The organism is Actinomadura physcomitrii (assembly GCF_008923205.2).
Classification (GTDB): domain Bacteria; phylum Actinomycetota; class Actinomycetes; order Streptosporangiales; family Streptosporangiaceae; genus Spirillospora; species Spirillospora physcomitrii.
The window spans coordinates 69829-95183 of record NZ_WBMS02000017.1 but is presented as its reverse complement, the minus strand read 5'-3'; the positions used below and the strand labels follow the sequence as shown (position 1 = coordinate 95183).

Genomic DNA, 25355 nt, shown 5'->3' with positions numbered 1-25355 from the left:
GCTCGCTGGATCCGTACGAACGGTACGCGGATAGGCCTGCGTGACCTGCGCGCTCGACCAGCACGGGCGGGACGCTCGCGGCGCCCATAAGGTAGTCGCGCAACGTCCACGTACCGATGCGGCTGATCATGTCGTCAACGGCTGGGTGGACTGGGCCCGCTTGCGGAACGCTGTGTCCGGCCTGCCGATCTGTCGGGGCTTGAGCGGGTTCAGCCAGGCGGGCTTGTCGAGAGCGTCGGCTTCGTTGAAGGCGGGCCCGCAGGCAGCGTCGTTCGGCTGGCTTCCACACCGGACGGGGCGCACGTTCCCGTTGGGCGTGGCGTTGGACTCGGGGTACCGTTCCCGACCACATCCCATTCGCCTCAGGCCGGAGGCACGGGGGACGGTTCGGTTTAGCCGTTGAGGTATTTGCCCGTCATCGCGGTGCGGTACCAGGTCCTCTGCAGCGCGGTGGCGCAGGAAGGTGGCCTGCTGGCGCCCAAGGGCGTTGGATGCTCGGTAGCCGCCGTCCGCGCGCTGCCCGCCCTGGCCCGTAGACATTCCGTGTCGTGAGGGTGTCCAACAAACCTGGAGCGGTTCACTGTTCGGCTCCCTGCTTGAGGGCTAGTCGGTCGATGGTGGTCCTGACGTCGGCGGCGAGGTAGGAGGCTCGGCAGGCTGCGCGGGCGAGCTTGCCGCTGCTGGTACGTGTGATCCCTCCCGGCTCGACCAGAACGAAGTCCCAGAGGACCAGTCCGTGGTGTTGGTGCACTGCGGTCCGGACGGCCTGCTCAATGGCCTGTGGATCGCAGTGCTGGAGCGGGATGCGGCGGTTGCGTTCGGCGAGGATGACCGCGGACTCGGTTCCCCGGTTGTCCACCGCGAAGGCGGCGACGTGCTCTGGCCGGATCCCCGGGTGGGCGTCTTGCGCGGTGTACTCGATGTCCTGCGGGTAGTGGTTGCGTCCGTCGATGATGATCAGGTCCTTGATGCGGCCGGTCACGTACAGTTCGCCGGCGTACCAGAAGCCGAGGTCACCGGTGCGCAGCCAGGGGCCGTGGGGCGTGCTGGCGTCGGTGCCGCTGTTGAGTCGAGCCTCGAATGTCGACGCGGTCTCCTTGGAGCGTCCCCAGTAGCCGTCGGCGACGTTGGGGCCGTGTACCCAGATCTCGCCGATGTGCCTGGCCGGTTGCCGGTAGTGGGTTCGAGGGTCGACGACCGCGACCGTCTGCCCGATGGGCGCCCCGCATGCGACCAGGGCGGTCGCCTCGGGCGCTTCCCGATCGCAAGGACGGGCGACGCCCTCGGCGAGTGCCAGGGCGTCGAAGTGCCGGATGGTGGGAGGAGCGTCAGCGGACCCCGCTGACACGTACACGGTCGCCTCCGCGAGGCCATAGGCCGCGCATGGGGCGGACGACCTGAGTCCGCATTGCTGGAAAGCCTTTTGGAAGTGTTTCAGGGTTTTGGGGCGGACGGGTTCGGCGCCGTTCATGAATACTTTGACGCGGCTCAGGTCCAGGCCGATCTTCTCCTTCTCGCTCACGCGGTCGACGAGCATCTCGTAGGCAAAGTTGGGGCCGGCGGTGAAGGTGTCGCCTTGTTCGGCACTGAGGAGCTGAAGCCAGCGGACCGGTCTCATGACGAAGGCCAGCGGGTCCATGAGGACCGCCGAGTTACCGTGCACGAGCGGCAGCCCGATGGTGGAGACCAGTCCCATGTCGTGGAAGAGCGGGAGCCACATCACCTGCACGGACGAGCGGGGGGTCCCGGCTCCGGCGGCCCAGATCTGCCTGGCGTTGGCGGCCAGGTTGCCGTGCGTGATGACGGCGCCTGCCGGGATTCGTGTGGATCCCGAGGTGTACTGGAGATACGCGGGGTCCGAGGGCCGGACCTTCTCCGGCTCCCAATCAGGGGCCGGATCGATCGAATCCATGACGACGATGTCCTGGTGCCGTTGGGCCGTGCTCTGGTTCAGCAACTCCCGTACGCGGGATCGTAGGGCCGCCGTCGTGAGGACGCAGTCGGCGTCGGCGTCGCGCAGGATCGCCGTCAGCCGTTCGCGGTGGCCGGGAAGATCAGGGGTGAACAGTGGCACGCTGACCATTCCGGCATACATGGCTCCAAGAAAACCTACGATGTACTCGAGTGACTGCGGTGCCACGATGGCGACCCTTTGCCCGGAATCACCCGTGCGACGCAGGGCGGCCGCGACTCCTCGGACGCGGCCGTCCAATTCGCTCCAGGAGATGTCGGTCCGACGGCCCTGCGTGTCCCGGCCGTAATCGACGAAGGAGAAGGCGCGCTCGTGTGGTATTTCTTTGGCCCACCGGCCGAGTTCGCTGATGAGCGGGGAGTCGATCATGCTTCCCAGAGGAGGGGTCATCTGCACTCCAGTCGGTGATTCGTCGGTGCTGCCAAGCGGCGTGGGACCCTGCACGGGGCATGCCGGACGCGCGTTGCCGTATGGGGTCAGGGATGTCGGCGCCAGGCAAATCTAGGTCTTCGCGCCGTGCCCGCCTTGCATGCGCCGTGAGCGTCTTCGGGCAATCAGGTAGCGGCATTCTGATAAATGACGCTCACGGTTCGCGGCCGTGCCGGGTGCGTGAGCACCGCAGGTCCAGGACACGGCACTCCCGTCGTGAGACTCAACGGAGACGGGTTGCCGGCGTCTGCCCCATCGCCGTCTTCGCAGGTCAGCGAGCATGTGTTGGCACAAGTCTGACAATGCTGTCCGCGGGGTCTCTCACCCTGGTGAGTTTCGCTCGGAGATGACAAAAGCGATCGTGTTTCCGGCGTCGACGTGACAGAACGGCGTCACCGATGTCGGAGGTGAAGGTGAACGAACACGAGTACGCGGCCGTGGACCTGCTGCCGCTGGCGAAGTTGCCCGTCGACTCCTCCCCGCTGCGGCCTTACGTCCGGGCGGCCGGCGAGGAGATGGTGCGGGAGATCCACAAGCTGGTTCCCGAATACTCGCGCCCGGCGGACAGCCGGTACGGCCAGCGCATGCAATGGTCGGTGAACGAGACCGTCCGGTACTTCGTGGAGGCGATCGGCAATCCGCAGATGGACTGGGAGCCGTTGAGCGAGATCTATGTCGGCATCGGCGCTCACGAGGCCCGCAAGGGGCGCACCCTGGACGGTCTGCAGACCGCGATCCGGGTCTGCGGGCAGGTCGCCAGCAGACGGTTCATCAGCGACGCCCGCCGGCTGGGGTGGTCGCTGGACACCCTCAGCCAGCTCAACGACTCCCTGTTCGTGTTCCTGGAGAAGATCGCCAGTGCCGCGGCGCAGGGCTACGCCAACACCCGGGACCAGCAGCTCGGCGAACGACAGCGTCTGCGGGCACGGTTGCGGGACCTGCTGATATCCGAGCCGTCCGCCAGTGAGGACGCGATCGCCGCGCTGGCCAAGCGGGCCGGGTGGGAGGTCCCTCGCACCATCGCCGTGGTCGCCATCAGCCGCGACTCGGAGGAGGTCAGGCCGCTGCTCCCGCCGGCCGTCCTCATCGACTGGCACTGCCCAGAGCCGTACATGGTGGTTCCCGACCCCGAACGACCGGCGCGGCAGGGGTTCATGTCCGCCCTCACCGAGGGCCTGACCGCCGCGATCGGCCCGGCCGTGCCGCTCACTCGCGGCGCGGTCTCCCTCCGCTGGGCCAGACGTCTGGTCGGCCTGATCGACGAAGGCGTCATCACGGCGGAGCCCGCGGCCCGCTGCATGGACCACATTTCCGTCCTCGTCACCTCAGTGGGCGAGGAACTGGTGGAGTTCGCATTCAAGAAGCGGCTGGGGTCCTTGCTGCAGCTTCCGCCGCATCGCCGGAACCAGTACGCCAGGACCCTGCTGGAGTACGTGCGAGCCCACGACAACGCCGTCATCGCCGCCGAACGCCTGAGGGTGCACGAGCAGACCGTGCGGTACCGGATCCGCAGGCTGGAGGAGTTGGTCGGAGACGCGGTCCACGATCCCGCCTGCCGGACCGAGCTACTGCTCGTGCTCACATTCGCTGTCGAGATGAAACGCCTGGACTCCGAGCTGCCGGACCCGCACGCGTCATCGTCATCGGAGCTCTGGCCCAGGCACGCAACAGGTGATGTCGCCTGGCAACCGGCGTGACCACCGGAGACGCGGAACCCGCCCAATCTCAGGGGCCGTGCATCGCCAGCCAGGCGCGCAGCGTGACGAGATAGTCGAAGCGCTGGTCGAGGTCGTGGATGTCTGGTCCGAAGATCTGCTCTAGCTGGCGGATGCGGTATCGGACGGTCTGCGGGTGCACCCGCAGGCGCTTGCCGACCTCGGCCGCGTTGAAGTTGCACTCCAGACATGCGAAGAACGTTGTGGCGAGCCGCATCCGCGACGTCACCGGCAGTGACGCGAGAGGGGCGAGCCTGACGGCCACGGCGATGTCGGTCAGGTCTTCGTCCTGCATGATCATCATGATCGGCAGGTGGTCGGTCACGAAGAAGGGTCGGGCCGTGGAAATGATCCGTCGCTCGGCGAGAGCGAGCCCCTGCCGCGCCCAGCGCAACGATCGCGCCACCTCGGTGATCGCCACGGTGGGGCCGACCGCCGCCGCCCGTCCCCGCAGTCCGGTGCGGAGCATGGTGCGGCGCCCGGGCCCCTCGGGATCGGGAACGATCAGGCAGGGCTCTGCGAGGTCCAGTCCGTTGAGCACCTCGTCCGGCAGAGCGGGCCCGGCGGTCCCCCAGCTCTGCGGGTCATTGACCGCGACGGCGGCGACCGTGTCGGGCAAGCGCCATCCGGCCTTTCCCGCGAGCGTGCCGATGGCCCGCGCCGCCGGAGCGGGCGTGACCAGCAGTTCCACCAGATGGCCGAGGTGGTGCCGCCGCTTGTCATGCGATCGTGCCTCATAGGCGGCGTGTCCTTCTGCGACGGTCTCGGTGAGCCTGTCGTGGTAGGCGAACAGCGCCTGCGTGATCTGCGCCATGGTGCTCGGGCTGGTGAAGATGTCCATGGCCTCGGCTTCGGCGTTGAGCCGGTTGAGCGCCACACCCGCGCCGATCCTCAAGGCCGTCTGGAACTGCTCCAGGCCGCGCCCCTCCCTGGCCTCCCCGACACCCAGCTCATACAGGAAGTCGAGCAGTTCCGTCGACGGCGTCTCCGGGTCGGCCATCAGCTCGACGAAGTGACCGATGATCCACTCGACGGTCTGGGTCAGCACCTCGGCATAGCGAGGATCGTCGGGCCGGACGAACTCCGGCAGCTCCCGCTCGATCTCCCGGATCGCCTCCCGCGCAGCCTCGGGCACATGCTTGCGCAGCCTCGTCGCCGTTTCCAGCAGCCGCGGCCCGGATATCTCGATCTCAATGACCCGGGAAGCCGATCTGGAGCCCATCCGCCCTCCCCCGTCCGCCCCGGCCGGAGACGCCGTCTCCGCCTCCCCGGACGCATCCTGATGCCGTGTAACGTGACTCACATTCTGGCCCTTCGCAGTGAGATCGCCTACCCCTTGATGCCGCGCCGCGGTCACCGCGACACGCCCGAGGGCCATTCGCCGGGGTCACCGTGACGCCTTGGCCGCAACGAGGCGAGGACGGCCCCCGGCATGGGAGCCGTCCTCGTCAGGCCCCCATCTCAGAAGAGCGGACAGTTCGACGGCGCGGCCTTCCCTGCGAAGCGATCGCCGATCCAGGCCGTCACGTCATTGATGGCGATGCTGTCGGTCAGCAGGTGCTCCCCGGGGTAGGAGGAGTTCCACTGCGTGGTGATGCCCGCCTTGCAGTAGCGCGAACGGGTGTCCTCTTCCGCCTGTGTGGCGATGACCTCCTCGAAGACTCCCCGATACTGGAAGGTGGGGAAGTCCATCTTGTACTTGGCACCGGAATTCGGGCCGCCGATGTCCGCGCCGAGCTTCTGCGCGTCGACCGCGTCTCCCCAGGACATTCCATCGGAACCCTTGAGCGCGTAGAGCTGGTCGAGGGTGTAGTGATTGGTGGTGTAGTTCTCGACGTTGGCGCCGAGGAACGACGCCAGCGTGCCGTACAGGCAGTTGCTCGTCGCGTTCTTGACCGCCTGCCGGCCGTTGTCGTTCAGCAGCTGGTCGAACGGCAGGTTCGGATATGCCTGGTGCAGGCCGATCTGCGCATCCGCCAGGAAGCCGGCGAACGGCCCCCCGTTCAGCTGCTTGCCCACCAGCCGCAGGTCACCCGGCACGCCACCGGCCGCGACACCCGCCATGTGCAGCTCAGGCGCGTAGGAGGAGGCAAGCTGTGCCCCCCACAGAGCGGCGGCCCCGCCCTCGGAGTACCCGGAGATCGCGACCTTCCCATCGGAGGCCAACGACCCGCCGGGGACCTGCCGCGACGTACGGACGATGTCCAGCAGCGCGTGCCCCGCGTTCTGACCGGCCATGTAGGTGTGGGTCTGTCCGTCCAGGTAGCCGACGCCGTCGGTGGCCGCGACCGCGAACCCGGCCTTCAGGAACGCCTCGACCTGCTCGCCCTCGTACTCGTCCTGATAGGCGCCCGCGAGTTGCTTGGAGAAGGCGCACTGCGACCCCAGCCCCACCGTGCCCGGGTTGAACGCCACAACGGGACGAGAACCGGGCCCCGCCCAGGTCGCCGTGGGAACGGCCACCGTCCCCGAAACCGCGATCTTCTTACCTTGCACGTTGGTGGAGGCGTACTGCACCTTCCACGCCTTCATCGGGACGTTGCCCGGGACGTGCGGCAGGGCGACCGAGCGGCACGCGAGCAGATCGCCCGGGTTGCCGTCGACCGATGACGGCGCGGTGTAGATGGCCGCGTCCGTCGCCGCACATCCCGAAGGTGCGGCTTCCGCGTCCGCCATCGCGGCCATGGGCGCCGTCGTCGCGGCGCCCATGGCCACCGACAGCACGAGTGTTCGCAGTTTCACGATGACTCCAGGGGATGGGAGAGGAACGCAAGCGACTGTGCGTCAAGGGCGCCGCCGGCCCCTACAACGAACGCCACGCATTTTCCGCATCCGGTGTAGCGGACTCCTGAGCCTTCCCCGGCCTCACCTGTACCGATGGCCCGCGCCGACAGCAAGCAAGAAGATCGCCCTCGCGCCTGGCGACCTTCGGGCGCCGAGCACGCCGCCGCGCGTCCGATGACCCGACCGGCCTGCTCCGCCGCCAACTCGACGCGGTGGAAGAGGCGGACACCTCGCGTCCTCGTCCTCGATCGGGAGAACTGAGGGGCGGCCCCTGTTCTGCTCCAAGGACACCGAGCCGTGCGACGCAGATCTCTCCAAACGCTCAACTACGACCGGGTCTCCCGCCGATACCGCCATTCCATAAGTTTTTCATACCGAACACCAAGAGCATCCCTCCAATACAGCGGTCGCTCGCCACTGAGCCAATAATCGGCCCTCGAGAGAGCCGCAGAGACAAGCTCGCGATCAGGGCGACCCACTACTGCATTAGAAGGCCCCAGGACGGGTAACCAAGAGCGGTAGCGTGTTCATTCGGCCAGTTGGCCATGACAATACGGGCGAGCACCGTGAGATCGGATGAATCGGGCATGAGGGACGAGGAAGAAGAGCCGAAGGACCGTATACGCGGCGTCGCCGGTCGGCTGTTCGGCGAGCTCGGCTATGATGCGGTATCCACCCAGATGATCGCCGACGCCGCGGGCATCGACGCCCATGCGGTCGCCGATCATTACCCCAGCAAGGCCGCACTTTACCTCGCCGTACTCGGACGCCTTCAGCGGCTCTGGACGGATCAGATGGCGTCGGTCCTCGCAGGCCACGAGCCCACCGCGGACGGCGTGATGACACTCATGGATCGCTATCTCGATTTCTGCCTCGATCACCCGGAATATCCTCGCCTTCTGATGTTTCGCTGGATGTCCGATGCCAGCGACATCCAGGGCGCCGAAGAGCAGATTCTAGCGCCCACAGTGAACGAATCAGTCAGGGCCGTCCGCCGGATCGTCACTCCGGGAATGGATGCGGAGGCTGCAATGTGGACCATCGTGTGGACGGTTCACGGCTACCTGCAGGCGGGATTCTTGGACGAATCCGCGCGGCCGTCGCCTCCAGAAGATCCGGCGATTCTGGACCGGTTCCGTTCTCATCTTCATCAACTCATCCGCATGCTCTTCGCCTCCGGCTGACGCTGATCCGCGGGATTCCCGACCCGAAACAGGTCTGCGGATGTGACTTTTCTCCGCCACACGCTCGGCGCTGCGGGTGCCGGGGACCGGCACGATGACGTCGCTTTGGGCCAGCAGCCACGCGAGGGCGAGCCAGGCGACGGCGGCGTCCTTGGATGCGGCCAGGTCGGCCAGTTGCTGGACGGCAGCCAGGTTCTTTCGAAGTCGCCGGACTGCCAGCAGCACCGTCACCGGGTGGACGGCATGCGCCTTTCGGATCGTCTGCCGGCCAGCGGAAGCGCCTTCGCAATGGCGCAAGCGCTGACACAGGCCGACCAGCTACCGCAAGCCGGTTGCCGACCTGCAGGGTACTGGGAGCAGGGAGCGCCCACGGGGACCAAGCACTCGCCGGGCAGAACTTTATCCCCTTGTGTCTCATCTGAGCCTGACACAGAGGGGTTCGGGCGACTACAGCCTGCTGGACCAGCAGGCCGCCCTGCGGTGGGTGCAACAGAACATCGGCCAGTTCGGTGGTGACCCGCATAAGGTGACACTGTTCGGTGAGTCCGCCGGCGCCACCTACACCTGCATGAACGTGGCCTCGCCGTCCGCGGCCGGCCTGTTCGGCTCAGCGATCGCGGAGAGCGGTTGCGGCATCCCCGGACCTTCGATCACGCAGGCCAAGGAGTCGGGAGCCAAGGTCGCCAGGAAGCTCGGCTGTACCCAGGGCGATGCCGTCTCGGTGGCCTGCCTACGCTCCAAGTCCACCCAGGAGATCAGCGACGCGGCCGACAGCGCCCTCGGCGGAGGTGTCGGCATCAACAATGCCTCGATCCCTGCCGTCGGCGGCGGCGTGCTCCCCCATCAGCTCAACGCTGCCCTGCAGAGCGGCAGCTACAACCGCGTTCCGATGATCATCGGAACCAATCTCAACGAGGGGCAACTGCTCGCCGGACTCCTCGGAGCACGCTACGGGTTGAGTGAGGCTCTCAGGTCGGTCTTACGGACCTTGCCTGCCGCCGTGCGCGGCAAGGTGTCGACAAGGATCAGGCGCTCTGGAGTCTTCTGCCGGGCCGCTCCTGCGGCCGCGAAGTGATCACGGACGGTGTCCATGTCGAGGTAGGCGCCAGGGTGCAGGACCGCGAACGCGCAAACACGTTCGCCGTACCGCTCGTCGGGCTCGGCGATCGCGACGGCCTCGGCGACGGAGGGGTGCGCCGCAAGCAGGTCCTCGACCTCCTTCGACGAGATCTTCTCTCCACCTCGGACGATGATGTCCTTCAACCGGTCGGTGACCGTCAGATAGCCGTCGTCGTCCATCCGTCCGACATCCCCTGTGCGGAGCCAACCGTCCTGCGTGAACGCCGCCGCGTTCAGAGCATCGTCGCGGTAGCCGGGAAACAGCTCGGGGCCGCGGGAGAGGATCTCGCCGTCCTGACCGAGAGGCAGTTCCCGACCTTGGGCGTCCACGATGCGGACCTCGTTGCACGGCATCGGGCGTCCATCGGTGCGCGCGCGTTTGGCGAGCGGGTCGTCCGGGGTGCCGGAGCTGATCGTGGGGTGCTCGCTGGATCCGTAGGAACGGTAGGCCGCGACGCCTGCGCGTTGAGCGCGTTCGACCAGCACGGGCGGGACACTGGCTGCACCAACGAGGTAGTCGCGCAAGGTACCGGTGCCGCGTCCGGTGCGCTCTGCGGCGTCGAGCAGCGCCGCCAAGTGGAAAGGGACACCTGCTGAAGATGTGACTCCGTGGCGATGGATGAGATCCAGCGCGACTTCAGCGTTCCAGCGCTCCATGAAGACGGTCGAGAGTCCATGAATCAACGCTCGCAGGACAACGTTCAGCCCGGCGACATGGCCGGGAGGAAATGCATCCAGGTAGACGACGCCGTCCGCGTTGCGGCGGACACCGGGGAGCGTGGCCATCTCCGCGATGAGCGTCCGGTGCGTGTGCTGGACGCCCTTCGGCTCGGCGGTGGTGCCGGACGTGTAGACCAACACGGCCACCTCGTCCGGCGGCGCGGGAGCACGGGCCGGCAGAGACTCGGAGGCCTCGAGTTCCGTCCAGGCGGTGGCGCCGCGCGGCACCGGAACGTCGGCGCCGTCACGGATCGCGATGACCGCGCGGAGATCAGGCAGATCGTCCCGGACGGCCAGTACCTCCGCTGCCATCCCCGGAAAGGCGATCAGCGCGGCAGCACCGGACTGACGCAGGACGAAGGAGACCTCCCGGAGCTTGTAGATCGGCACGATGGGCAGCGCGACCGCACCGCACAGCAGCACGGCGGCATGGACGATCGCGTTCTCGACCCGGTTCGTCAGCTGGAAGGCGACGACGTCTCCCGGCCGGACACCGAGGCCGGCGAGCCCGGCGGCGACCCGGTCGGCCCGTTCGAGAACCTCCGGCGACGTTGTCTCGGTCGTCCCTGATTCACGGTGGAAGACCAGATCAGCGGGCCGCCGAGCAACGCCTTCCCGCAAGGCGGCCGCCAGCTCGTCAGGGGCGCTCGCCTGCACCTCGGTCGCGTTCTCGATCGTCACTCCGCATCGCCCTTCCGGTCGTCAACGGGCACCGTTCGCCGGGAGGAGATCGTGTCGCCCCAGGACGCGAGGCGATTCCAGAGCTCCTGCCTGCGCCCCGCAAAGTTGTGGCAGTGGGCCGATCCCTCGATGACCACCAGTGTCACGTCAATGGAGGCGCGATAGCAGGCGGGCTCCGCGTGCGCGTCGGGCGTGACGTCGACCTGCCCGAACCCGAGGAAGACCGGCACGTCGACCGCTTCGGCGTACCGGCGGACGTAGCCCGGCGTCGTGACCTCGGAGGCGGCTCGGACGGGCACCCGCGATTCCGCCGCGTCATCGGCGCGGATGACCTCCTCAGGCACGTCGGCGCCGTGGAACAGCGGCCGCAACGGCTCTCGTGGCACGATCGTCGAGATCGCGTCCAGGGCCGTTCCCGTGCTCGCGCGGAAGATGGCCTCGCTCTCCTCGACACGTTCCTCAAGGACGTCGGACGTGACCTCCTCATCGTGAACGTGGTGATGTCAACGCCGTAGCCGAGGAGCGCGACGGCGTCGTACGCTCCGGCCCGCGCTTGGACCATCGTGGTGAGGCAGGCCCCCATCGAGTGCCCTGCGCCGATCAGCGGGAGGTGCGGCAGGGGCCGCAGGCCGGGGACGAGCATTCCGTCGTCCAGGCGCGCTCTGACCTGGGCGGCGACGGCCGCATCACCGCTGGCCAGGAGTTGCAGGTCCACCCCTCCGGACGCGGTCGGGTCGGCGCTGCCGCCGACACCGAGATGGTCAAGGGCGATGACGACGTATCCCCGACGAGCGAGGCGCCGAGCGAAGCTGTAACCCTCGTGACCGGGTACCTCCAGATGCCAATATTTCTTGTCATAGGTGCCGCCGGCCAGGCACAGGATCGCGCCCTTCACCTCGGCGGCGTCCTCCGGCGCGAAGATCCAGGCCGTCTGGCTCAGCGGCTCTCCTGTCCCGATCTCCTCGGTGACATCGAAGGAGTGATCCAACGGTCGCACGATGGCCTCCCCACGCGGATACGTCCAGACACAAAGTTATCTATGCTAACTTAGTAGCTCCGCTTTCGGCGATCGTGCTTCACCCCGCACCTTCACGCCTCTCCGAACACGCCTCTCCGAAGCCGGACAGCCGGAGTTCCATGAGGCCGTGCACGTTGGACCAGTACGCCCTCGGCGTCGCACCGTGCGCCAAGCGGTACACGGGAACGGCCTCATGCCAGCCGCGGAGCGCGATGTTCATCTCGATCCGGGCGAGATGCGAGCCGAGGCAGCGATGCGGACCCCCGCCGAACGCCAGGTGCGGAGTGGTACGCCCCCTCCGCAGATCCACGTGGTCTGCGCCGGCGACCAGCGCGTCGTCGCGGTTCCCGGCGACCAGCGGAAAGAGGACGAGTTCACCGGCCCTGAGCCGGTGGCAGTCGATCTCCATGTCGTGGACGACCTTCCTACCGATCTCGGGCACCGCGTAGAAGCGCAGCATCTCCTCGACGATCTCGTCCATGGAACCGCCCGCCGCCGCGACCGCTGCGACGTGCTCGCGGTCCGCATCATGGGTCGCGAGGTGGTACATGGCGAAGGCCAGACTCATCGCAACCGTGTCGAGGCCGGCGAGGAACAGCAGGAGGCAGCAGTTGACCAGGACGTCGTCCGAGATCGGGACGCCGTCCAGCTCCCACGCCGTCGTCTGGGAGAGCAGCTCATCACCGTGCTCCCCGCCGTCGCGCGTGCGTGCGATCGCCGCCTGGAAGTACCCGACCACGGACAGGATCCCCGCGGCCTGACGGTCGGCGTCGAACGTGCCGTCCGCAGAGGGAGCGAGCGCGAGCTTCTCCCATTCCAGGAATCTCGGGAGCTCGTCGACCGGTAGGCCCATCATCTCGAGGAAGACCACGGTCGGGAACTGGAGCGCGAACTCCGAGACGTAGTCACATTCCCCCTTCTGCTTGATTTCCGCCACGAGTTCCCTGGTCCGCTGCTCGAGTCTCGGCCGGAGCAACGCCATCTGGCGCGGGGAGAAGTACCGCGCCAGCAGCCGGCGCCACCGTGTGTGCTCCGGCGGATCGAGCTGGATGGGGATCATCTTGAACGGCGGATCCTGGTTCAGCGGGGTGATGACATCGCTGGAGAAGGCGGACGGGTTCTGCAGGCATTCACGTGTCAGGTCGTGGCCGAGCACCATCCAGTAGGCGCGCTCGGGCTCCTCGACCTTGACGATCGTGTGCTCTCCTCGGAGATCGTCGAACCGGCGACCGGCATCCTCGACCGGCCCCGCTCCGACCATCCGGTGCTCGGTGAGCGACATGTCCGTCCGATCTCTCAGCGCACCGAGAATCCGGCGTCGAGCGCCCACTGGGTGCCGGTGATGAAGGCCGCCTCGTCGCTCACGAGGTAGGCCACCGCGTTGGCGATGTCCTCTGGCTGGAGGATCTGGATGGGCAACAGGTTCTGCATGGCCGCGATGTTGGTGTTCGGGTCGGCGGCCATCTTCATCATCGCTTCGTTCGTGGTCATGCCCGAGACCACGCCGGTCGGGTGGATGGTGTTGACCCGGATCGAGTGCTCCGCGTACTGCTGCGCGAGGACCTGCATGTATCCGACCAGGCCGCGCTTGGCCGCAGTGTAGGCCTGCGCCGAGGGCAGGTCGCTGCCGGTGCCCTTGAGTCCCGCACTCGAGCTGACCAGGACGATCGATCCCCCGTTGCCTCCCTCGATGAGCTTGTCGATCGAGGCCTGCACGGTGTTGAAGGCGCCGGTGAGAATGACGTCGAGCGTGTCCTGCCATTCCTGGGCGACGTTCTCGGGCGCGCCGTAGCGGATCATCCCGGCGTTGGCGATGACGATGTCGATGCGACCGAGCCGCGCGTAGCCGTCCTCGAAGACCTGCTTCACCGCCGCCAGGTCGCGGACGTCGGCCTCGCCCGTGACCATCGTCCGGCCCTCCTTCGCGACCAGGGCGGCGGTCTCCTCCAGTTCCTCCCGGGTGGCGCAGGAGTAGTCGAAGCTGGCGATGTCCTTGCAGATGTCGAGCCCGATGATGTCGACGCCCTCTCGGGCGAGGCGCACGGCGTGCGCGCGTCCCTGGCCGCGGGCGGCTCCGGTGATGAAGGCGACGCGCCCCTCGAGGCTTCCGGTCATGGCGGTTCTCCCTTACTACAAGGTCCCGGTCAGATGGCGACGCCGACGCTGCGGATGCGGAGGAACTCCTCGATGCCCTGCCGGCCGCCCTCCTTGCCCGCCCCCGACAGACCGAAGCCGCCGAACGGCCGGCCCACCTGAAGGTTCATGGCACCGTTGATGAGGGTCTCGCCGGCCTCGAGTTCGGCGGCCACGCGGACCGCGCGCTTGAGGTCGTTGGTCTGCACGTACGAGGAGAGGGCGTAGCGCGTACCGTTGGCGAGCGCGATCGCCTGCTCCTCGGTCGAGAACTTGAAGATCGCGAGCACCGGGCCGAAGACCTCGGTCTGCGCGAGTTCCGATTCCGGGTCGACGTCGGCGAACACCGTCGGCTGGACGAAGTAGCCGTCACGGTCGATCCGGGCGCCGCCGGTCACCAGGGTCGCGCCCTCCCCCTTGGCGCGCTCGACCATGCCGATGATCCGTTCCGCCGCGGCCTCGTTGACGACCGGGCCAGACATGACGCCCGGGTCGAACGGGTCGCCGATCGGGATGTTCTGGGCGATGAGTTTCACCTGCTCGACGACCTGGTCGTAGACGTCCTCGTGGACGATCATCCGAGTGGCGAAGGCGCATCCCTGGCCCGAGAGGGCGATCAGCGAGAACGTCGTGCCCAGCTGACACGCGGCCTCGATGTCGGCGTCCTCGAAGACGATGTTGGCCGACTTGCCGCCCAACTCCAGCACCGCAGGCTTCATGTCGGGCGCACAGGTCTCAAGGATCTTGGTGGCCGTGGCCGGACCGCCCGTGAAGCTGACCTTCTTCACCAGTGGATGGGCCACCAACCGGGCGCCGGCCTCCGCCGTGCCGGGAAGGACGTTGATGACGCCCGGCGGGAAGCCCGCCTGCTCGACGAGGTCCATGAACAGCTCGCCGCTGAACGGCGTCAGCTCGGACGGCTTGACGACCACCGTGTTCCCGGCCCCGACCGCGGGCGGGATCTTCATGGCGAGCGAGATCAGCGGCCCGTTCCACGTGATGATGATCCCCACAACGCCGTACGGCTGGGCGAGGGTGTAACCGAGCTCGCCGTCCTGAACGGGGTTGCCCGTGACGTCTCCCTGGATCTTGTCCGCCCATCCGGCGTAGTAGCGGGTCCACTCGGCGGAGGTCGCGGGGAACGCCGAACCGACCGTGACGGGCGTTCCGTTGTCGAGCGCGCCGAGCCTTGCGAACTCCGCGCTGTTCGCCTCGATCAGGTCGGCCAGCTTCTTCAGCAGCTCGCGGCGCTGCGCGGGCGACATGCGCTTCCAGACCTGGAACGCCTCGTGCGCCTTGGAGACGGCGAGGTCGATCTCCTCCTTGCCGGCCAGGGGGATCCGGGCGTCCACCTGTTCGGTGACCGGGCTGATGTGGTCGTAGGTCCCGCCGGACCCGGCGTGGAGCTTCTCACCGTTGATCCGGAGATGGACCTTCGGCGGCGTGCGGTCGGCGTCGGACATCGCGTCACTCCCTGAGACCACTGAGTTAACTAAGTTATCCAATCATCTGCACCTCATGGCGCTTGTCAAGAGTTACGGACGAGATCGTCGGAAAATAGCGCCCACGGCGTGACAGGCAGAGGCGGGCATGGTGTGATGGCCGCGATGACCGGCATTCGTGATGAGCAGACCGCCGGGACGGACCGCAGGCGTCCTGGCCGGCCGCGCGACCCGGTGGCCGAGCAGCGCATCCTCGATGCGGCGATCGACGAGTTCCTCGAGCGCGGTCCGGCGCGCTTCACGATCGACGGTGTCGCCCGCCGCGCGGGGGTCGGGAAGTCGACCGTCTACCTGCGCTGGCCCGATCGCGACGCGCTATTGGTGGAGAGCGTGCGGGCGCGTTCCCGGAGCATCGAGGACGTCGACACCGGTTCGCTCCGCGGCGATCTGATCCGCCTGACGACGAACCTCCTGCGCTTCCTGCGAGACCCGCTCGGCTACGCGACGTTCCGGATCACGGTCGACGCGGTCGCGAACCCTGCCTACGAGCACATCGCCAGAGAACTCGCCCAGAAGCACCGTCATGCCGCGCGACGAGTGTTCGACCGCGCGCGCACCCGCGGCGACACCATCGACGAGGCCGCCGTGGACCCGGTCGTCGAGTGCCTCTACGGTGCAGTGACGATGCAGGTTCTCAACCACGGCCTCGACATGGCGTCCGCGAGCGAAGTAGACCTCGAGGCGCACTGCACATCGACGGTCGACCTCGTCTTGCGCCTGTTGGAGCCTTAGCCTGCGGTGCCCCGGCCCGACGCGCCGGCCCTTTCTCCTATTAGTGGTTGCCGTAGTCGGGGGCGCGCTTCTGCACGTAGGCGGCCATGGCCTCGGTCTGGTCGGCGGTCATCATCGTCAGGACCTGCTGCCGGTTCTCCAACTCGACGGCCGCGTCGAACGACGGGATCTCCAGCGACAGCCACATCGCCTGCTTGGTCAGCGACAGCGACAGCGGCGGCATCGACAGCAGGTCGTCGACCGCCTTTTCCACGCGCGCCGTCAGCTCTTCAGGCGCGACGGCGTCGGCCAGCATGCCGATCCGCAGCGCCTCCTCGGCGCCGAACCGGCGCGCGGTCATCATCAGCTCGTGCGCCCGCCCCGCGCCGACCAGCCGCGGCAGCATCCAGGACGTCCCGATGTCGCACGCCGAGAACCCCACCCGCATGAACGACACCGCGAACACCGCCGACGTCGAGGCGATCCGCAGGTCCGACGCCAAAACCAGCGCCAGCCCGCCACCCGCCGCCGCGCCGTTCACCTCCGCGACCACCGGCTGCGGCATCCGCCGGATCCGCTGCACCAGCCCCGCGATATGCCGCTGCAACGCCAAGCCCTGCTGCACCGCGCCCGCGCCGTCCACGCCCTCCGGCTCGCCATAGCCGCCCAGGTCCAGGCCCGCGCAGAAACCGCGGCCCGCACCGGTCAGCACCACCACCCGGCACGCCGGGTCCGCGGCCGCCTCCGCCAGCGCCCCGTGCAGCCCCTCGACCATCCCGGCGGTCATCGCGTTCAGCCGCTCGGGCCGGTTCATCTCGACACGGGTGACGCCCGGCCGCGGCCGGGACACGACGATCTCGCTCAACGCTCCTCCTGGGAGATCTGCTCGCGGTTTCGGCTCTGCACCTGGGCGCGGCGCCCTTCGATCCCGTCGAAATCCGCGCGATAGGCACGGGCGATGGCCACCTCTGCCGCGAGGTCCTCCGCCAGCCCGCCGCCCCCGGTGTACATCCGTTTGAGGTCCCGCATGGCGTCAGCCGGAACCTCGGCGGCCGACGACGCCAGCGCCATCGCTCGCGCCAGCAGCTCGCTGTGCGGCACGACCTCGCTCACCAACCCGATCCGCTCGGCGCGCGCCGCGTCCACCACCTCACCCGTCATCGACATCCGCCGCGCGTTGGCGGCACCGACGACCCGGGGCAGCCGGGCTGTCAGGCCGCCGCCCGGCAGCACGCCGACACGGACGTGCGTATCAGCGAACACGGCGCACTCGGAAGCGACGAGGAAGTCGCAGCCGAGCGCGATCTCCAGCCCCCCGGTGAAGGCCGCACCGTTCACCGCTCCGACCACCGGCTTGCTCATCTCACCGATCCGCACGATGCAGTTGGCGTCCTGGAACCGCCGGAAGAAGGCGGCCCCCTCGGCCCCGGCTTCCTTGAGGTCGAGCCCTGCGCAGAACGCCGGATCAGCGCCGGTGACCACCACGCCCTTCACCGCGTCGTCGCTGTCCGCCTCCTCCAGGGCCCGATAGAGGGCGGTGTTCAGCTCGCTGCTCAACGCGTTGCGGGCACCAGGCCGATTGAGTGTGAGGAGTCGCACGGCGCCGACGTCTGATGCGAGAAGGACAGGGCCATCGCTCATGTTCTCTCCCGTAGTTGGCAATGATCAGTATAATGAATAAGCATGGCTCGTCCATCCCGGCCCCTCACTCGAGAAGTGCCTCGGCTTTGGCGAGCAACCCGGGAAGCGCCGGCACCATCCGGGCGATCGCCGGAGCGAGCTCTCCTGCACGCCGTCCGCGCTTGATCAGCAGTGCCGTCGCTCCTGCTTCCTTGTAACAGGTGAGTGCCTCGAACCAGGTGAGGTCTGGCATCCGCCGGCCACCTGCCGCGATGTAGGCGGCGAGGAGTTCCCCGCCGCGCGGCATGCCGCTCGGCTCATGGGACGGCGCCGCCGGGTGCTTGGCCTCGTCGGTGAAGAAGGTGAACCACGCGAGATCCACGCGCGGGTCGCCGACCGACCAGATCTCCCAGTCGATCACCGCTTCGACCCGGCCACGGCGGCACAGCGTGTTCCCGAGCCGGTAGTCGCCGTGGTTGATGACGGGATCGAGAGAATCGGGGATCGTCGCGTGGAGTGCGCGGGCACACCGTTCGTACTCGTGTTGCAGATCGGGCGGAACCGTCGCGAAGGCGCGCGTCCAACGGTCGATCTCGTCCGCGAGCGTCGTGACCGGTTCGGCGGCCAGCCCCGCCTCCGCCGGAGGGACCGAGTGAACCGCGGCGAGCACCGCTGCGGCGTCGAGCGCGCTGGACCGCACATCGGCGAAGCCGGCCGGGTCCCGTGCTTCTTCCAGCACCGGCTCGGCGCACTCCCCTGGTACAAGCCCCATGGCAACGAAAGGGGACGTGGCCGGTGGATCACCCGCGTCTTCGAACAGCACCGGAGGGACTCGGACACCGGGTCGTCCATGCAAGGCTCGCATGACCCGCGCCTGCCGCAGCACATCGCGGTTGCGCACAGGCGGAAGCCCCGGCGGTGCGACCTTGAGGACCACTCGCTCCTCCTGCCGGCCCTCCGATCGGAGACGTGCCACGAAAGTGAGACTGGACGCGCCGCCGGTTAACGGTGCGACGTCGGTGACCTCGGCACCAGGCGCCCACGTCTGCACCGCCTTGGTCGCGCGTTCTCGTAGTGACAGCTCCAGTTCGTCCGTCATCAGTAAAGACCCCCGTCGACGCGCAGCAGCGCTCCCGTGGTGAAGCTCGACGCGGGGCTGGCCAGGTAGAGGGCACTGGTCACGATCTCTTCCGGCCGGCCGGGACGGCCCGCCGCGCTGTGGGCGCGCTCGCGGGCCTCCGCCGGCCAGGCCTTGGAGATGTCCGTGAGGAAGGGGCCCGCCGAGATCGTGTTCACCCGGACCGACGGCCCGTACTCCAGAGCGAGCACCTGGGTGAGTGCGTTCAGGGCCGCCTTGGCGCCGGCATAGGGACCGAAGCGTGGTCGCGGCATCAGCGCACCCGAGGAGGAGACGTTGATGATCGAGCCGCCATCGCCGTCGGCCATGCGCCGGCCGACCAGGGCTCCGAGCCGGAACGGGCCTTTGAAGTTGACGGCCAGGACCTTGTCGAACAAGTCCTCGCTGGTCTCCGCCGACGAGGGCGCCAGCGGGGACATGCCCGCGTTGTTGACCAGGATGTCGACGCGTCCGAACGCAGCATAGGCCGCCTCGACCAAGGAGTCGATCTCGTCCCACCTGCCGACATGGCAGGCATGCGGCAGCGCGCGGCGTCCGAGTGACTCGATCTCGGTGGCCACCGCCCGGCAGGCGTCCGCTTTCCTGCTGGTGACGACGACGTCGGCGCCGGCACCGGCGAACGCCAGGGCCATCTCTCGGCCGAGTCCGCGGCTGCCCCCCGTGATCAGCGCGATCTTCCCCCCGAGGTCGAAGAGATCACTCATCGCACATGCTCCTTCGCGCCGTGCTCCTCCAGGATCGAGGCGTAGCGCTCGCGCGCCTCTGCGAGCCTGGGCGGGATGTGCTCCGTCGGGAACAGACCCTCCGCGGGCTGGTACCGCCGCAGCAGCTGCTTGGCGATCGTGGTCCGGTGCACCTCGGTCGGGCCGTCGGCGAGCGCGAGGGCCGGGACGCTCATCCACATGCCCGCCAGCGGCGTTTCGTGCGTGGTCCCAAGCGAGCCGTGGAGATGGAGCGCCCGCTGGACGATGTCGTGGTAGACCTTCGCCATCGCGACCTTGCACATCGCTATCTGTGTCCGTGCGGCGCCGTGCGGCTGGGTGTCGATGGTCCAGGCTGTGTTGAGGACGAGCAGCCGGTACTGCTGCAACTCGATCCACGAATCGGCGATGAACGCCTGAACGGCCTGCTTATCGGCGAGACGCTCACCCTGCGTCCGCCGGGACAGCGCCCGCTCGCACATCATGTCGAACGCGCGCCGGCACTGGCCGACCGTCCGCATCGCGTGGTGCACGCGGCCGCCGCCCAGCCGTGCCTGAGCGACGCGGAACCCCTCCCCCGGACCACCGAGCAGCGCGTCGTCCGGCACGCGGACCCGGTCGTAGCGGATGTACGCGTGGATGCCCTCGTCGAGGTCGTCGCGCTCGGCCATCGTCGCGACGTTGCGCTCGATCTCGATGCCGGGGGTGTCCGCGGGCACGACGAACATCGACATCCGCTCGTGCGGCGGCGCGTCCGGGTCGGTGACGGCCATGACGATGAGGAACTCGGCGTAGCGGGCGTTCGAGGTGAACCACTTCTCTCCGTCGATGACCCAGCCGTCGCCGTCCCGGTACGCCCGGCAGGTGAACTCCTTGGGGTCCGCGCCCGCCTGCGGCTCGGTCATCGAGAACGCCGACACGATCTCCCCGTCGAGCAGCGGGCGCAGGTAGCGGGCCTTCTGCTCGTCGGTGCCGAACATGGCCAGGATCTCCGCGTTCCCCGTGTCGGGCGCGGCGGTGCCGAAGACGGTCGGCGCCCAGTAGGACCGTCCGAGGATCTCGTTCATCAGCGCCAGCTTGAGCTGCCCGTACCCTTGGCCGCCCAGTTCGGGGCCGAGGTGGCAGGCCCACAGCCCCTGCTCCTTGACCTGTGCCTGCAAGGGACGCAGGATCGCGCGCGCGGCCGCGTCGCCGACGTCGTAGGGGGCACCGCCGCTCGGGAACAGCAGATCGAGCGGCTCGACCTCCTCGCGGACGAAGGCCTCCATCCAGTCCAACTTGGCCTGGAAATCGGGATCAGTACTGAAGTCCCACACGGGACCTCCTCGAGGTCATCGGGGGTGGTCGTCGGCCTCCAGCCGCCGGCGCAGCCGCCTGAGGGTCTCGGCGGCCGCGGTCAGTTCGGCCGGGCTCATGTCTTCGGTGACGCGCGAGGCCCAGTCGCGGCCGCGCGCATTGCTGCGGTCGTAGGCGCGCCTCCCCGCGGCGGTCGGGACGAGCCGCCGTGCGCGCTTGTGATCGGGGTTGTCCACGGCCTCGATCAGCCCGCGCTCCACGAGCGCGTCGGCCAGCCGCTGCACGGCTTGCCGCGAATGGCCGAGGCTGCGGCCTATCTGGGGAACGGTCGGGGCCCGGTCCGCCCGGACGACGGTGGTGAGCACGAGCAACTGGGCGCCGGTCAGCCCGTCCTCCGTGCCGAGGTTCGCGGTCGCCGTGAGCAGCCTGCCGTGGCAGCGGAGCACTTCGTCGGCGAGTTCGGCGAGCGGGTGGTCGTCGTCCGGGAACATGACAACAGATTGTCGTTATGGCTATCTCTTGTCAATATTCCGATCGGTCCGAGCTGGCGGCCGACGCCGGCGGCGGCTTCCGTTCCGGCCCGTGAGGCGCTATAGATCTAATGAATATAGATTCTTCAGATCTGGAGGGCCGATGGGCTTCACGACCGTGACCTACGAGGTCGCCGAGCACGTCGCGACGGTCACGTTGAACCGGCCGGAGGCGATGAACAGCTTCAACCAGGCCATGTGCGACGAGTTCACCGAGCTCTGGAAGATGGTCCGGGAGGACGACGACGTGCACGTCGTGGTCCTGCGCGCGGCGGGAGACCGGGCCTTTTGCACCGGCGTCGACGTCAAGCAGGGCATCCACCGGCCGGAGAACGTCTGGACGCAGGAGGACCCGGGCGCCCAGCTGTCGCCGAAGCTCAACTACGTCTGGAAGCCCGTGGTGTGCTGCGTGCACGGGATGGCGGCGGGCGGCGCGTTCTACTGGATCAACGAGTCCGACATCGTGATCTGCTCGGACGACGCCACGTTCTTCGATCCGCACGTCAGCTACGGGCTGACGGCGGCGCTGGAGCCGATCGGGCTGGCCCGGCGCATTCCGATGGGCGAGGTCATGCGCATCGCGCTGCTCGGATTGGACGAGCGCATGTCCGCGAAGCGGGCGCTGGAGATCGGCCTCGTGAGTGAGGTGCTGCCGCGCGAGGAGCTGTGGGACCGGGGCGCCGAGCTCGCGCGGCTCATCGCCGCCAAGCCCCCGGCGGCCGTACAGGGGACCGTCCGGGCCGTGTGGGAGTCGCTGGACTCCACGCGCACGCAGGCGCTGCGGACCGGGCTGTCCTACACCCAGATCGGCAACCCGATCGGGCAGGCGGAGGTCGAGCGGTCGGCCGTGCCGACCCGCGAGTGGGCGCTGCGCTGATGCGGCGCGGACCCGAGCTGCGTCCGAAGAAGATGGCGGATCTGGTCGCCGATCGGATCCGCAAGCAGATCGTGCGCGGCGAACTGCGGGACGGCGACTGGCTGCCGACCGAGCCGGAGCTGATCGAGCGGTTCGGGGTGTCACGGCCGACGCTGCGCGAGGCGTTCCGGCTGCTGGAGGCGGACTCGCTGGTGCGGGTCCGGCGCGGGCCGCCCGGCGGGGCGCGGGTCAGCGTACCCGGACCCGAGGCGGCGGCGCCGATCTTCAGTCTGCTTCTAGCGTTGCAGGAGACGACGGTCGAGGACGTCTACGCGGCGCGGATGGTGATCGAGCCGCCCGCGGCCCGGCTGCTGGCCGAGGAGGGGTCCGATGCCGGCCACGACGCTCTGGCCGCGGAGCTGGAGAAGGTCGAGGCCGCGGTCGGCGGGCCGTTCGGGGCCGCCACCGTCCGGTTCCATAAGCGGATCGTGGAGCTGTCGGGCAACCGCACGCTGTCGACCATGGTGACGCTGCTCGGCGAGATCATGTCGCGGCAGATCGCCGCCGCCTATGACGAGACGCCGCGTCAGGGCGCGGCGCTACAGGAGGGCAACCGGCTGGCGCTGCGCTCCTATAAGCGCCTCGTCGAACTGGTCCGGCGCCGGGACGGCGCCGGAGCCGAGCGGCACTGGGCGGCGCACATGCGCCGGGCGCAGGAGCACCTGTTCGAGGACCCGGGGGCCGGTCGCCGGCAGATCATCGACATACTAGACTAACCTAGTTAACTCAGTAATAGGTTCCAGGGAATCGTGCACCTCGCTCGCGTGCACGCCCCCGGCGGACGGAGGAGAACATGGAGATCAGCGGCAAGAAGGCCATCGTGGTCGGCGGAGCGTCCGGCATGGGGCGGGCCTCGGCCGAGCTCCTCTCGCGACGCGGCGCGAAGGTCGCGATCCTGGACCGTCCCGGATCGGAGGGCGAGAAGGTCGCCGCGCAGCTCGGCGCGCCGTTCCACCCCGTCAACATCACCGACTTCGAAGCCGCCGAGACGGCGATCGCCGCCGCGGTCGACGGCCTGGGCGGTGTGCACGTGAGCGTCACCACGGCGGGCGGCGGGATCGCGAAGCGGACGCTGGGCAAGGAGGGGCCGCACGACCTGGAGAGCTTCCGGGGCGTCATCGACCTGAACCTGATCGCCACCTTCAACATCTCCCGGCTCATGGCCGCGCACATGAGCGGCAACGAGCCGGAGGACGACGAGCGCGGCGTGATCGTCAACACGGCGTCCATCGCCGCGTTCGAGGGGCAGATCGGCCAGGTCGCCTACACCGCCGCGAAGGCCGGGATCGCCGGGATGTGCCTGACCATGGCCCGTGACCTGGGCTCGCTCGGCATCCGCGTCCTCGCGATCGCGCCGAGCCTCTTCGCGACCGGCGCGACCGCCAAGATCCCCGACGACTTCGCCAAGACGCTGACGAAGGACGCCGCGTTCCCCAAGCGGATGGGCCGCCCGGGGGAGTACGCCAAGCTCGTGCTCTCGATCGTCGACAACCAGATGCTGAACGGGCAGTGCCTCCGGCTGGACGCCGGCCAGCGCTTCGCTCCGCGCTGACGCCGGGCGGCCGACCGGCGCTCCGCGCCGTCCTCCTGATCGACTAAACTGAGGATACTCAAACCGATCTGCGAGGAGCACCGAGGTCCATGCCGACGCCTGCTGCGGGCCTTTCGCCGGTGGGCGAAGCCGGGACCGCGTCCGATCGGGAACGGGGATCCGGGGCGCGCGGCGGGACGCTCGGCGCGCAGGTCGCCCGCCGGATCGAGGACGAGATCATCGCCGCGGGCTGGCCGGTCGGCCGCAATCTCGGCTCCGAGCAGGACCTGCAGGACCGGTACGGCGTGAGCCGGGCCGTCCTGCGCGAGGCCCTGCGCCTGGTCGAGCACCACCAGGTGGCGCGGATGCGCCGCGGCCCCGGCGGCGGCCTGTTCGTGACGGCGCCCGACGCGGCTCCCGCCACCCGGGCGATGGTCATCTACCTCGACTACGTCGGCACCAGTGTCGACGACCTGATAGGGGCGCGGCTGCTGCTGGAGCCGCGCGCCGCGGAGCTGGCGGCCGAACGCCTCACCGAGGACGGCGTCCGGCGGCTGCGCGGCCTCCTGGAGGAGGAGTCGCGCCGGCGCGAGGAGCCGGGCATCTGGTCCCAGGACGTGCTGCACCTGGCCCTCGGCGAGTTGTCGGGCAATGCGGCGCTCTGCTCGTTCATCGAGATCCTGACCCGGCTGACGACCCGCTACGCGCACACCGCGACGCACACCCCGAAGGCCGAGGCGGTGCGCAGCAAGGAGTCCGCCGGGCGCCACCACACGGCGATCGTCGAGGCCGTCATCGCCGGTGACACCGGACGGGCCCGGGCGCTGGTCGTCGAGCACCTCACCGCGACGGCCGACTGGCTGAGGACGCACCGGAGCGGCGAGCCGGACGGCCCGATCGCGCCGCAGCTGATCGAGGCACCGGACGGCAAGCTCGGCGAGGTCGTGGCCTCCCGGATCCATCATCAGATCGCCGCCGACGGCTGGCCGATCGGGGAGGCGCTCGGCTCGGAGGCGGAGCTGCTCGCCCGTTACGGCGTCAGCCGCGCGGTGCTCCGCGAAGCCGTTCGCCTGCTCGAGTACCACGGCGTCGCGCGGATGCGCCGGGGGCCCGGCGGCGGGCTGCTGGTCACCGCGCCGGACCCGCGCGCCAGCATCGAGACGATGGCGCTGTATCTCGACTACCAGCGCGCCGGGGTGGCGAACCTCCTGTCGGTCCGCGAGGCGATCGAACTCGGGACGCTCAGCCCGGTCATCGCCCGCCGGGACGAGCCGGGCGTCTCCGCCCGTCTGCGGGACGCCGTGCGGGTGCTCTGGCCGAGCGACGGCCGCGGTGCGCCGCAGGACCCCTTCCATCGGGAACTGGCGCTGCTGGCGGGCAACCCCGTCCTGGTGCTGTTCCTGCGCGTCCTCACCGAGTTGTGGACGCGGCACACGAGCGCCCAGACGCCGTCCTTGCCGGGCGCCGAGGCGGCGGAGGACGTCGAGCAAGTCCACCGGGGAATCCTGGAGGCGATCCTCGCGGGCGACGAGAGCCTCGCCCGGCACCGGATGCGCCGCCACCTCGCCATCCTCAACGAATGGTGGCACTGAGCTCGCCCGCGCTCGTCCGGTCCGCGCCGTCCTTCCGGCGCGTTCCGGCCTGGATAGGCTGGT

General features: G+C 68.8%; 21 protein-coding genes and 3 pseudogenes. 8 read left to right on the top strand and 16 right to left on the bottom strand.

Going from position 1 to position 25355, the window contains the following annotated elements:
• Positions 1-577 precede the first annotated feature (577 nt).
• Positions 578-2341, bottom strand: a complete 1764-nt coding sequence (locus tag F8568_RS22285) for a fatty acyl-AMP ligase (protein ID WP_236008884.1) — start codon at positions 2339-2341, stop codon at positions 578-580.
• A 473-nt stretch (positions 2342-2814) separates the two neighbouring features.
• Here F8568_RS22285 and F8568_RS22280 point away from each other — a divergent pair, with 473 nt between their 5' ends.
• Positions 2815-4098 (top strand): helix-turn-helix domain-containing protein, encoded by a 1284-nt coding sequence (locus F8568_RS22280; protein ID WP_328600947.1) that lies wholly within the window; start codon positions 2815-2817, stop codon positions 4096-4098.
• Between the two features lie 28 nt (positions 4099-4126).
• On the opposite strand, the gene F8568_RS22275 is transcribed toward F8568_RS22280, so the two are convergent.
• The gene (locus tag F8568_RS22275) at positions 4127-5494 is read right to left on the bottom strand and encodes a helix-turn-helix domain-containing protein (protein ID WP_151594830.1); all 1368 of its coding nucleotides are present in this window, start codon (positions 5492-5494) and stop codon (positions 4127-4129) included.
• Between the two features lie 83 nt (positions 5495-5577).
• Positions 5578-6858, bottom strand: coding sequence for a lipase family protein (locus tag F8568_RS22270; RefSeq protein ID WP_328600983.1), 1281 nt, complete (start codon positions 6856-6858; stop codon positions 5578-5580).
• A 629-nt stretch (positions 6859-7487) separates the two neighbouring features.
• Between F8568_RS22270 and F8568_RS22265 the strand changes: the two genes are divergently transcribed.
• Positions 7488-8084: a TetR/AcrR family transcriptional regulator gene (locus tag F8568_RS22265; RefSeq protein ID WP_160573661.1), complete on the top strand. Its 597-nt coding sequence runs from the start codon at positions 7488-7490 to the stop codon at positions 8082-8084.
• Between the two features lie 63 nt (positions 8085-8147).
• On the opposite strand, the pseudogene F8568_RS51100 reads toward F8568_RS22265, so the two are convergent.
• Positions 8148-8309: pseudogene (locus tag F8568_RS51100) on the bottom strand (aldo/keto reductase); the annotation flags it as partial.
• A gap of 184 nt (positions 8310-8493) precedes the next feature.
• Here F8568_RS51100 and F8568_RS48435 point away from each other — a divergent pair.
• Positions 8494-9021, top strand: a pseudogene (locus tag F8568_RS48435) (carboxylesterase family protein); the annotation flags it as partial.
• An 11-nt stretch (positions 9022-9032) separates the two neighbouring features.
• Here the strand turns inward: F8568_RS48435 and F8568_RS22250 are convergent.
• The 6 genes and pseudogenes from F8568_RS22250 to F8568_RS22230 form a co-directional block, all read right to left on the bottom strand.
• Complete coding sequence (locus tag F8568_RS22250; protein WP_151594833.1) at positions 9033-10604, bottom strand: class I adenylate-forming enzyme family protein; 1572 nt, start codon at positions 10602-10604, stop codon at positions 9033-9035.
• Positions 10601-10975 carry an alpha/beta fold hydrolase gene (locus F8568_RS48430; protein ID WP_236008885.1) on the bottom strand — a complete coding sequence of 125 codons (375 nt, stop codon included), beginning with the start codon at positions 10973-10975 and terminating at the stop codon, positions 10601-10603. The genes F8568_RS22250 and F8568_RS48430 overlap by 4 nt, the downstream gene beginning before the upstream one ends.
• A gap of 35 nt (positions 10976-11010) precedes the next feature.
• Positions 11011-11499 (bottom strand): annotated as a pseudogene (locus tag F8568_RS51095) (alpha/beta hydrolase); the annotation flags it as partial.
• A gap of 181 nt (positions 11500-11680) precedes the next feature.
• Positions 11681-12904 carry a cytochrome P450 gene (locus tag F8568_RS22240; RefSeq protein WP_151594834.1) on the bottom strand — a complete coding sequence of 408 codons (1224 nt, stop codon included), beginning with the start codon at positions 12902-12904 and terminating at the stop codon, positions 11681-11683.
• Positions 12905-12918: 14 nt separating this feature from the next.
• On the bottom strand, positions 12919-13737 hold the full coding sequence (locus F8568_RS22235; protein WP_151594835.1) for a mycofactocin-coupled SDR family oxidoreductase: 819 nt from the start codon (positions 13735-13737) through the stop codon (positions 12919-12921).
• A 29-nt stretch (positions 13738-13766) separates the two neighbouring features.
• A complete protein-coding gene (locus F8568_RS22230) occupies positions 13767-15218 on the bottom strand; it encodes an aldehyde dehydrogenase family protein (RefSeq protein WP_151594836.1) in 1452 nt (483 codons plus the stop codon).
• Between the two features lie 135 nt (positions 15219-15353).
• Between F8568_RS22230 and F8568_RS22225 the strand changes: the two genes are divergently transcribed.
• Complete coding sequence (locus tag F8568_RS22225) at positions 15354-15989, top strand: TetR/AcrR family transcriptional regulator (RefSeq protein ID WP_202125120.1); 636 nt, start codon at positions 15354-15356, stop codon at positions 15987-15989.
• Between the two features lie 40 nt (positions 15990-16029).
• On the opposite strand, the gene F8568_RS22220 is transcribed toward F8568_RS22225, so the two are convergent.
• The 6 genes from F8568_RS22220 to F8568_RS22195 all read right to left on the bottom strand — a co-directional run bounded on the left by F8568_RS22220 (position 16030) and on the right by F8568_RS22195 (position 21214).
• Positions 16030-16833 carry an enoyl-CoA hydratase/isomerase family protein gene (locus tag F8568_RS22220; protein ID WP_151594837.1) on the bottom strand — a complete coding sequence of 268 codons (804 nt, stop codon included), beginning with the start codon at positions 16831-16833 and terminating at the stop codon, positions 16030-16032.
• Positions 16830-17609 carry an enoyl-CoA hydratase gene (locus F8568_RS22215; protein WP_151594838.1) on the bottom strand — a complete coding sequence of 260 codons (780 nt, stop codon included), beginning with the start codon at positions 17607-17609 and terminating at the stop codon, positions 16830-16832. The genes F8568_RS22220 and F8568_RS22215 overlap by 4 nt, the downstream gene beginning before the upstream one ends.
• A gap of 64 nt (positions 17610-17673) precedes the next feature.
• On the bottom strand, positions 17674-18687 hold the full coding sequence (locus F8568_RS22210; RefSeq protein ID WP_151594839.1) for a phosphotransferase family protein: 1014 nt from the start codon (positions 18685-18687) through the stop codon (positions 17674-17676).
• Positions 18687-19430: an SDR family NAD(P)-dependent oxidoreductase gene (locus tag F8568_RS22205; protein WP_151594840.1), complete on the bottom strand. Its 744-nt coding sequence runs from the start codon at positions 19428-19430 to the stop codon at positions 18687-18689. Before F8568_RS22205 ends, F8568_RS22210 begins: the two co-directional genes overlap by 1 nt.
• On the bottom strand, positions 19427-20743 hold the full coding sequence (locus F8568_RS22200) for an acyl-CoA dehydrogenase family protein (protein ID WP_151594841.1): 1317 nt from the start codon (positions 20741-20743) through the stop codon (positions 19427-19429). Before F8568_RS22200 ends, F8568_RS22205 begins: the two co-directional genes overlap by 4 nt.
• A 15-nt stretch (positions 20744-20758) precedes the next feature.
• Positions 20759-21214, bottom strand: coding sequence for a MarR family winged helix-turn-helix transcriptional regulator (locus F8568_RS22195; RefSeq protein ID WP_151594842.1), 456 nt, complete (start codon positions 21212-21214; stop codon positions 20759-20761).
• Positions 21215-21356: 142 nt separating this feature from the next.
• Between F8568_RS22195 and F8568_RS22190 the strand changes: the two genes are divergently transcribed.
• From F8568_RS22190 to F8568_RS22175, 4 genes are all read left to right on the top strand, one after another.
• Positions 21357-22130 carry an enoyl-CoA hydratase/isomerase family protein gene (locus F8568_RS22190; RefSeq protein WP_151594843.1) on the top strand — a complete coding sequence of 258 codons (774 nt, stop codon included), beginning with the start codon at positions 21357-21359 and terminating at the stop codon, positions 22128-22130.
• The gene (locus tag F8568_RS49750) at positions 22130-22885 is read left to right on the top strand and encodes a FadR/GntR family transcriptional regulator (RefSeq protein WP_151594844.1); all 756 of its coding nucleotides are present in this window, start codon (positions 22130-22132) and stop codon (positions 22883-22885) included. Before F8568_RS22190 ends, F8568_RS49750 begins: the two co-directional genes overlap by 1 nt.
• A gap of 77 nt (positions 22886-22962) precedes the next feature.
• Positions 22963-23721 carry an SDR family NAD(P)-dependent oxidoreductase gene (locus F8568_RS22180; RefSeq protein WP_151594845.1) on the top strand — a complete coding sequence of 253 codons (759 nt, stop codon included), beginning with the start codon at positions 22963-22965 and terminating at the stop codon, positions 23719-23721.
• Positions 23722-23810: 89 nt separating this feature from the next.
• Positions 23811-25292 (top strand): FadR/GntR family transcriptional regulator, encoded by a 1482-nt coding sequence (locus F8568_RS22175; RefSeq protein WP_151594846.1) that lies wholly within the window; start codon positions 23811-23813, stop codon positions 25290-25292.
• Positions 25293-25355 lie beyond the last annotated feature (63 nt).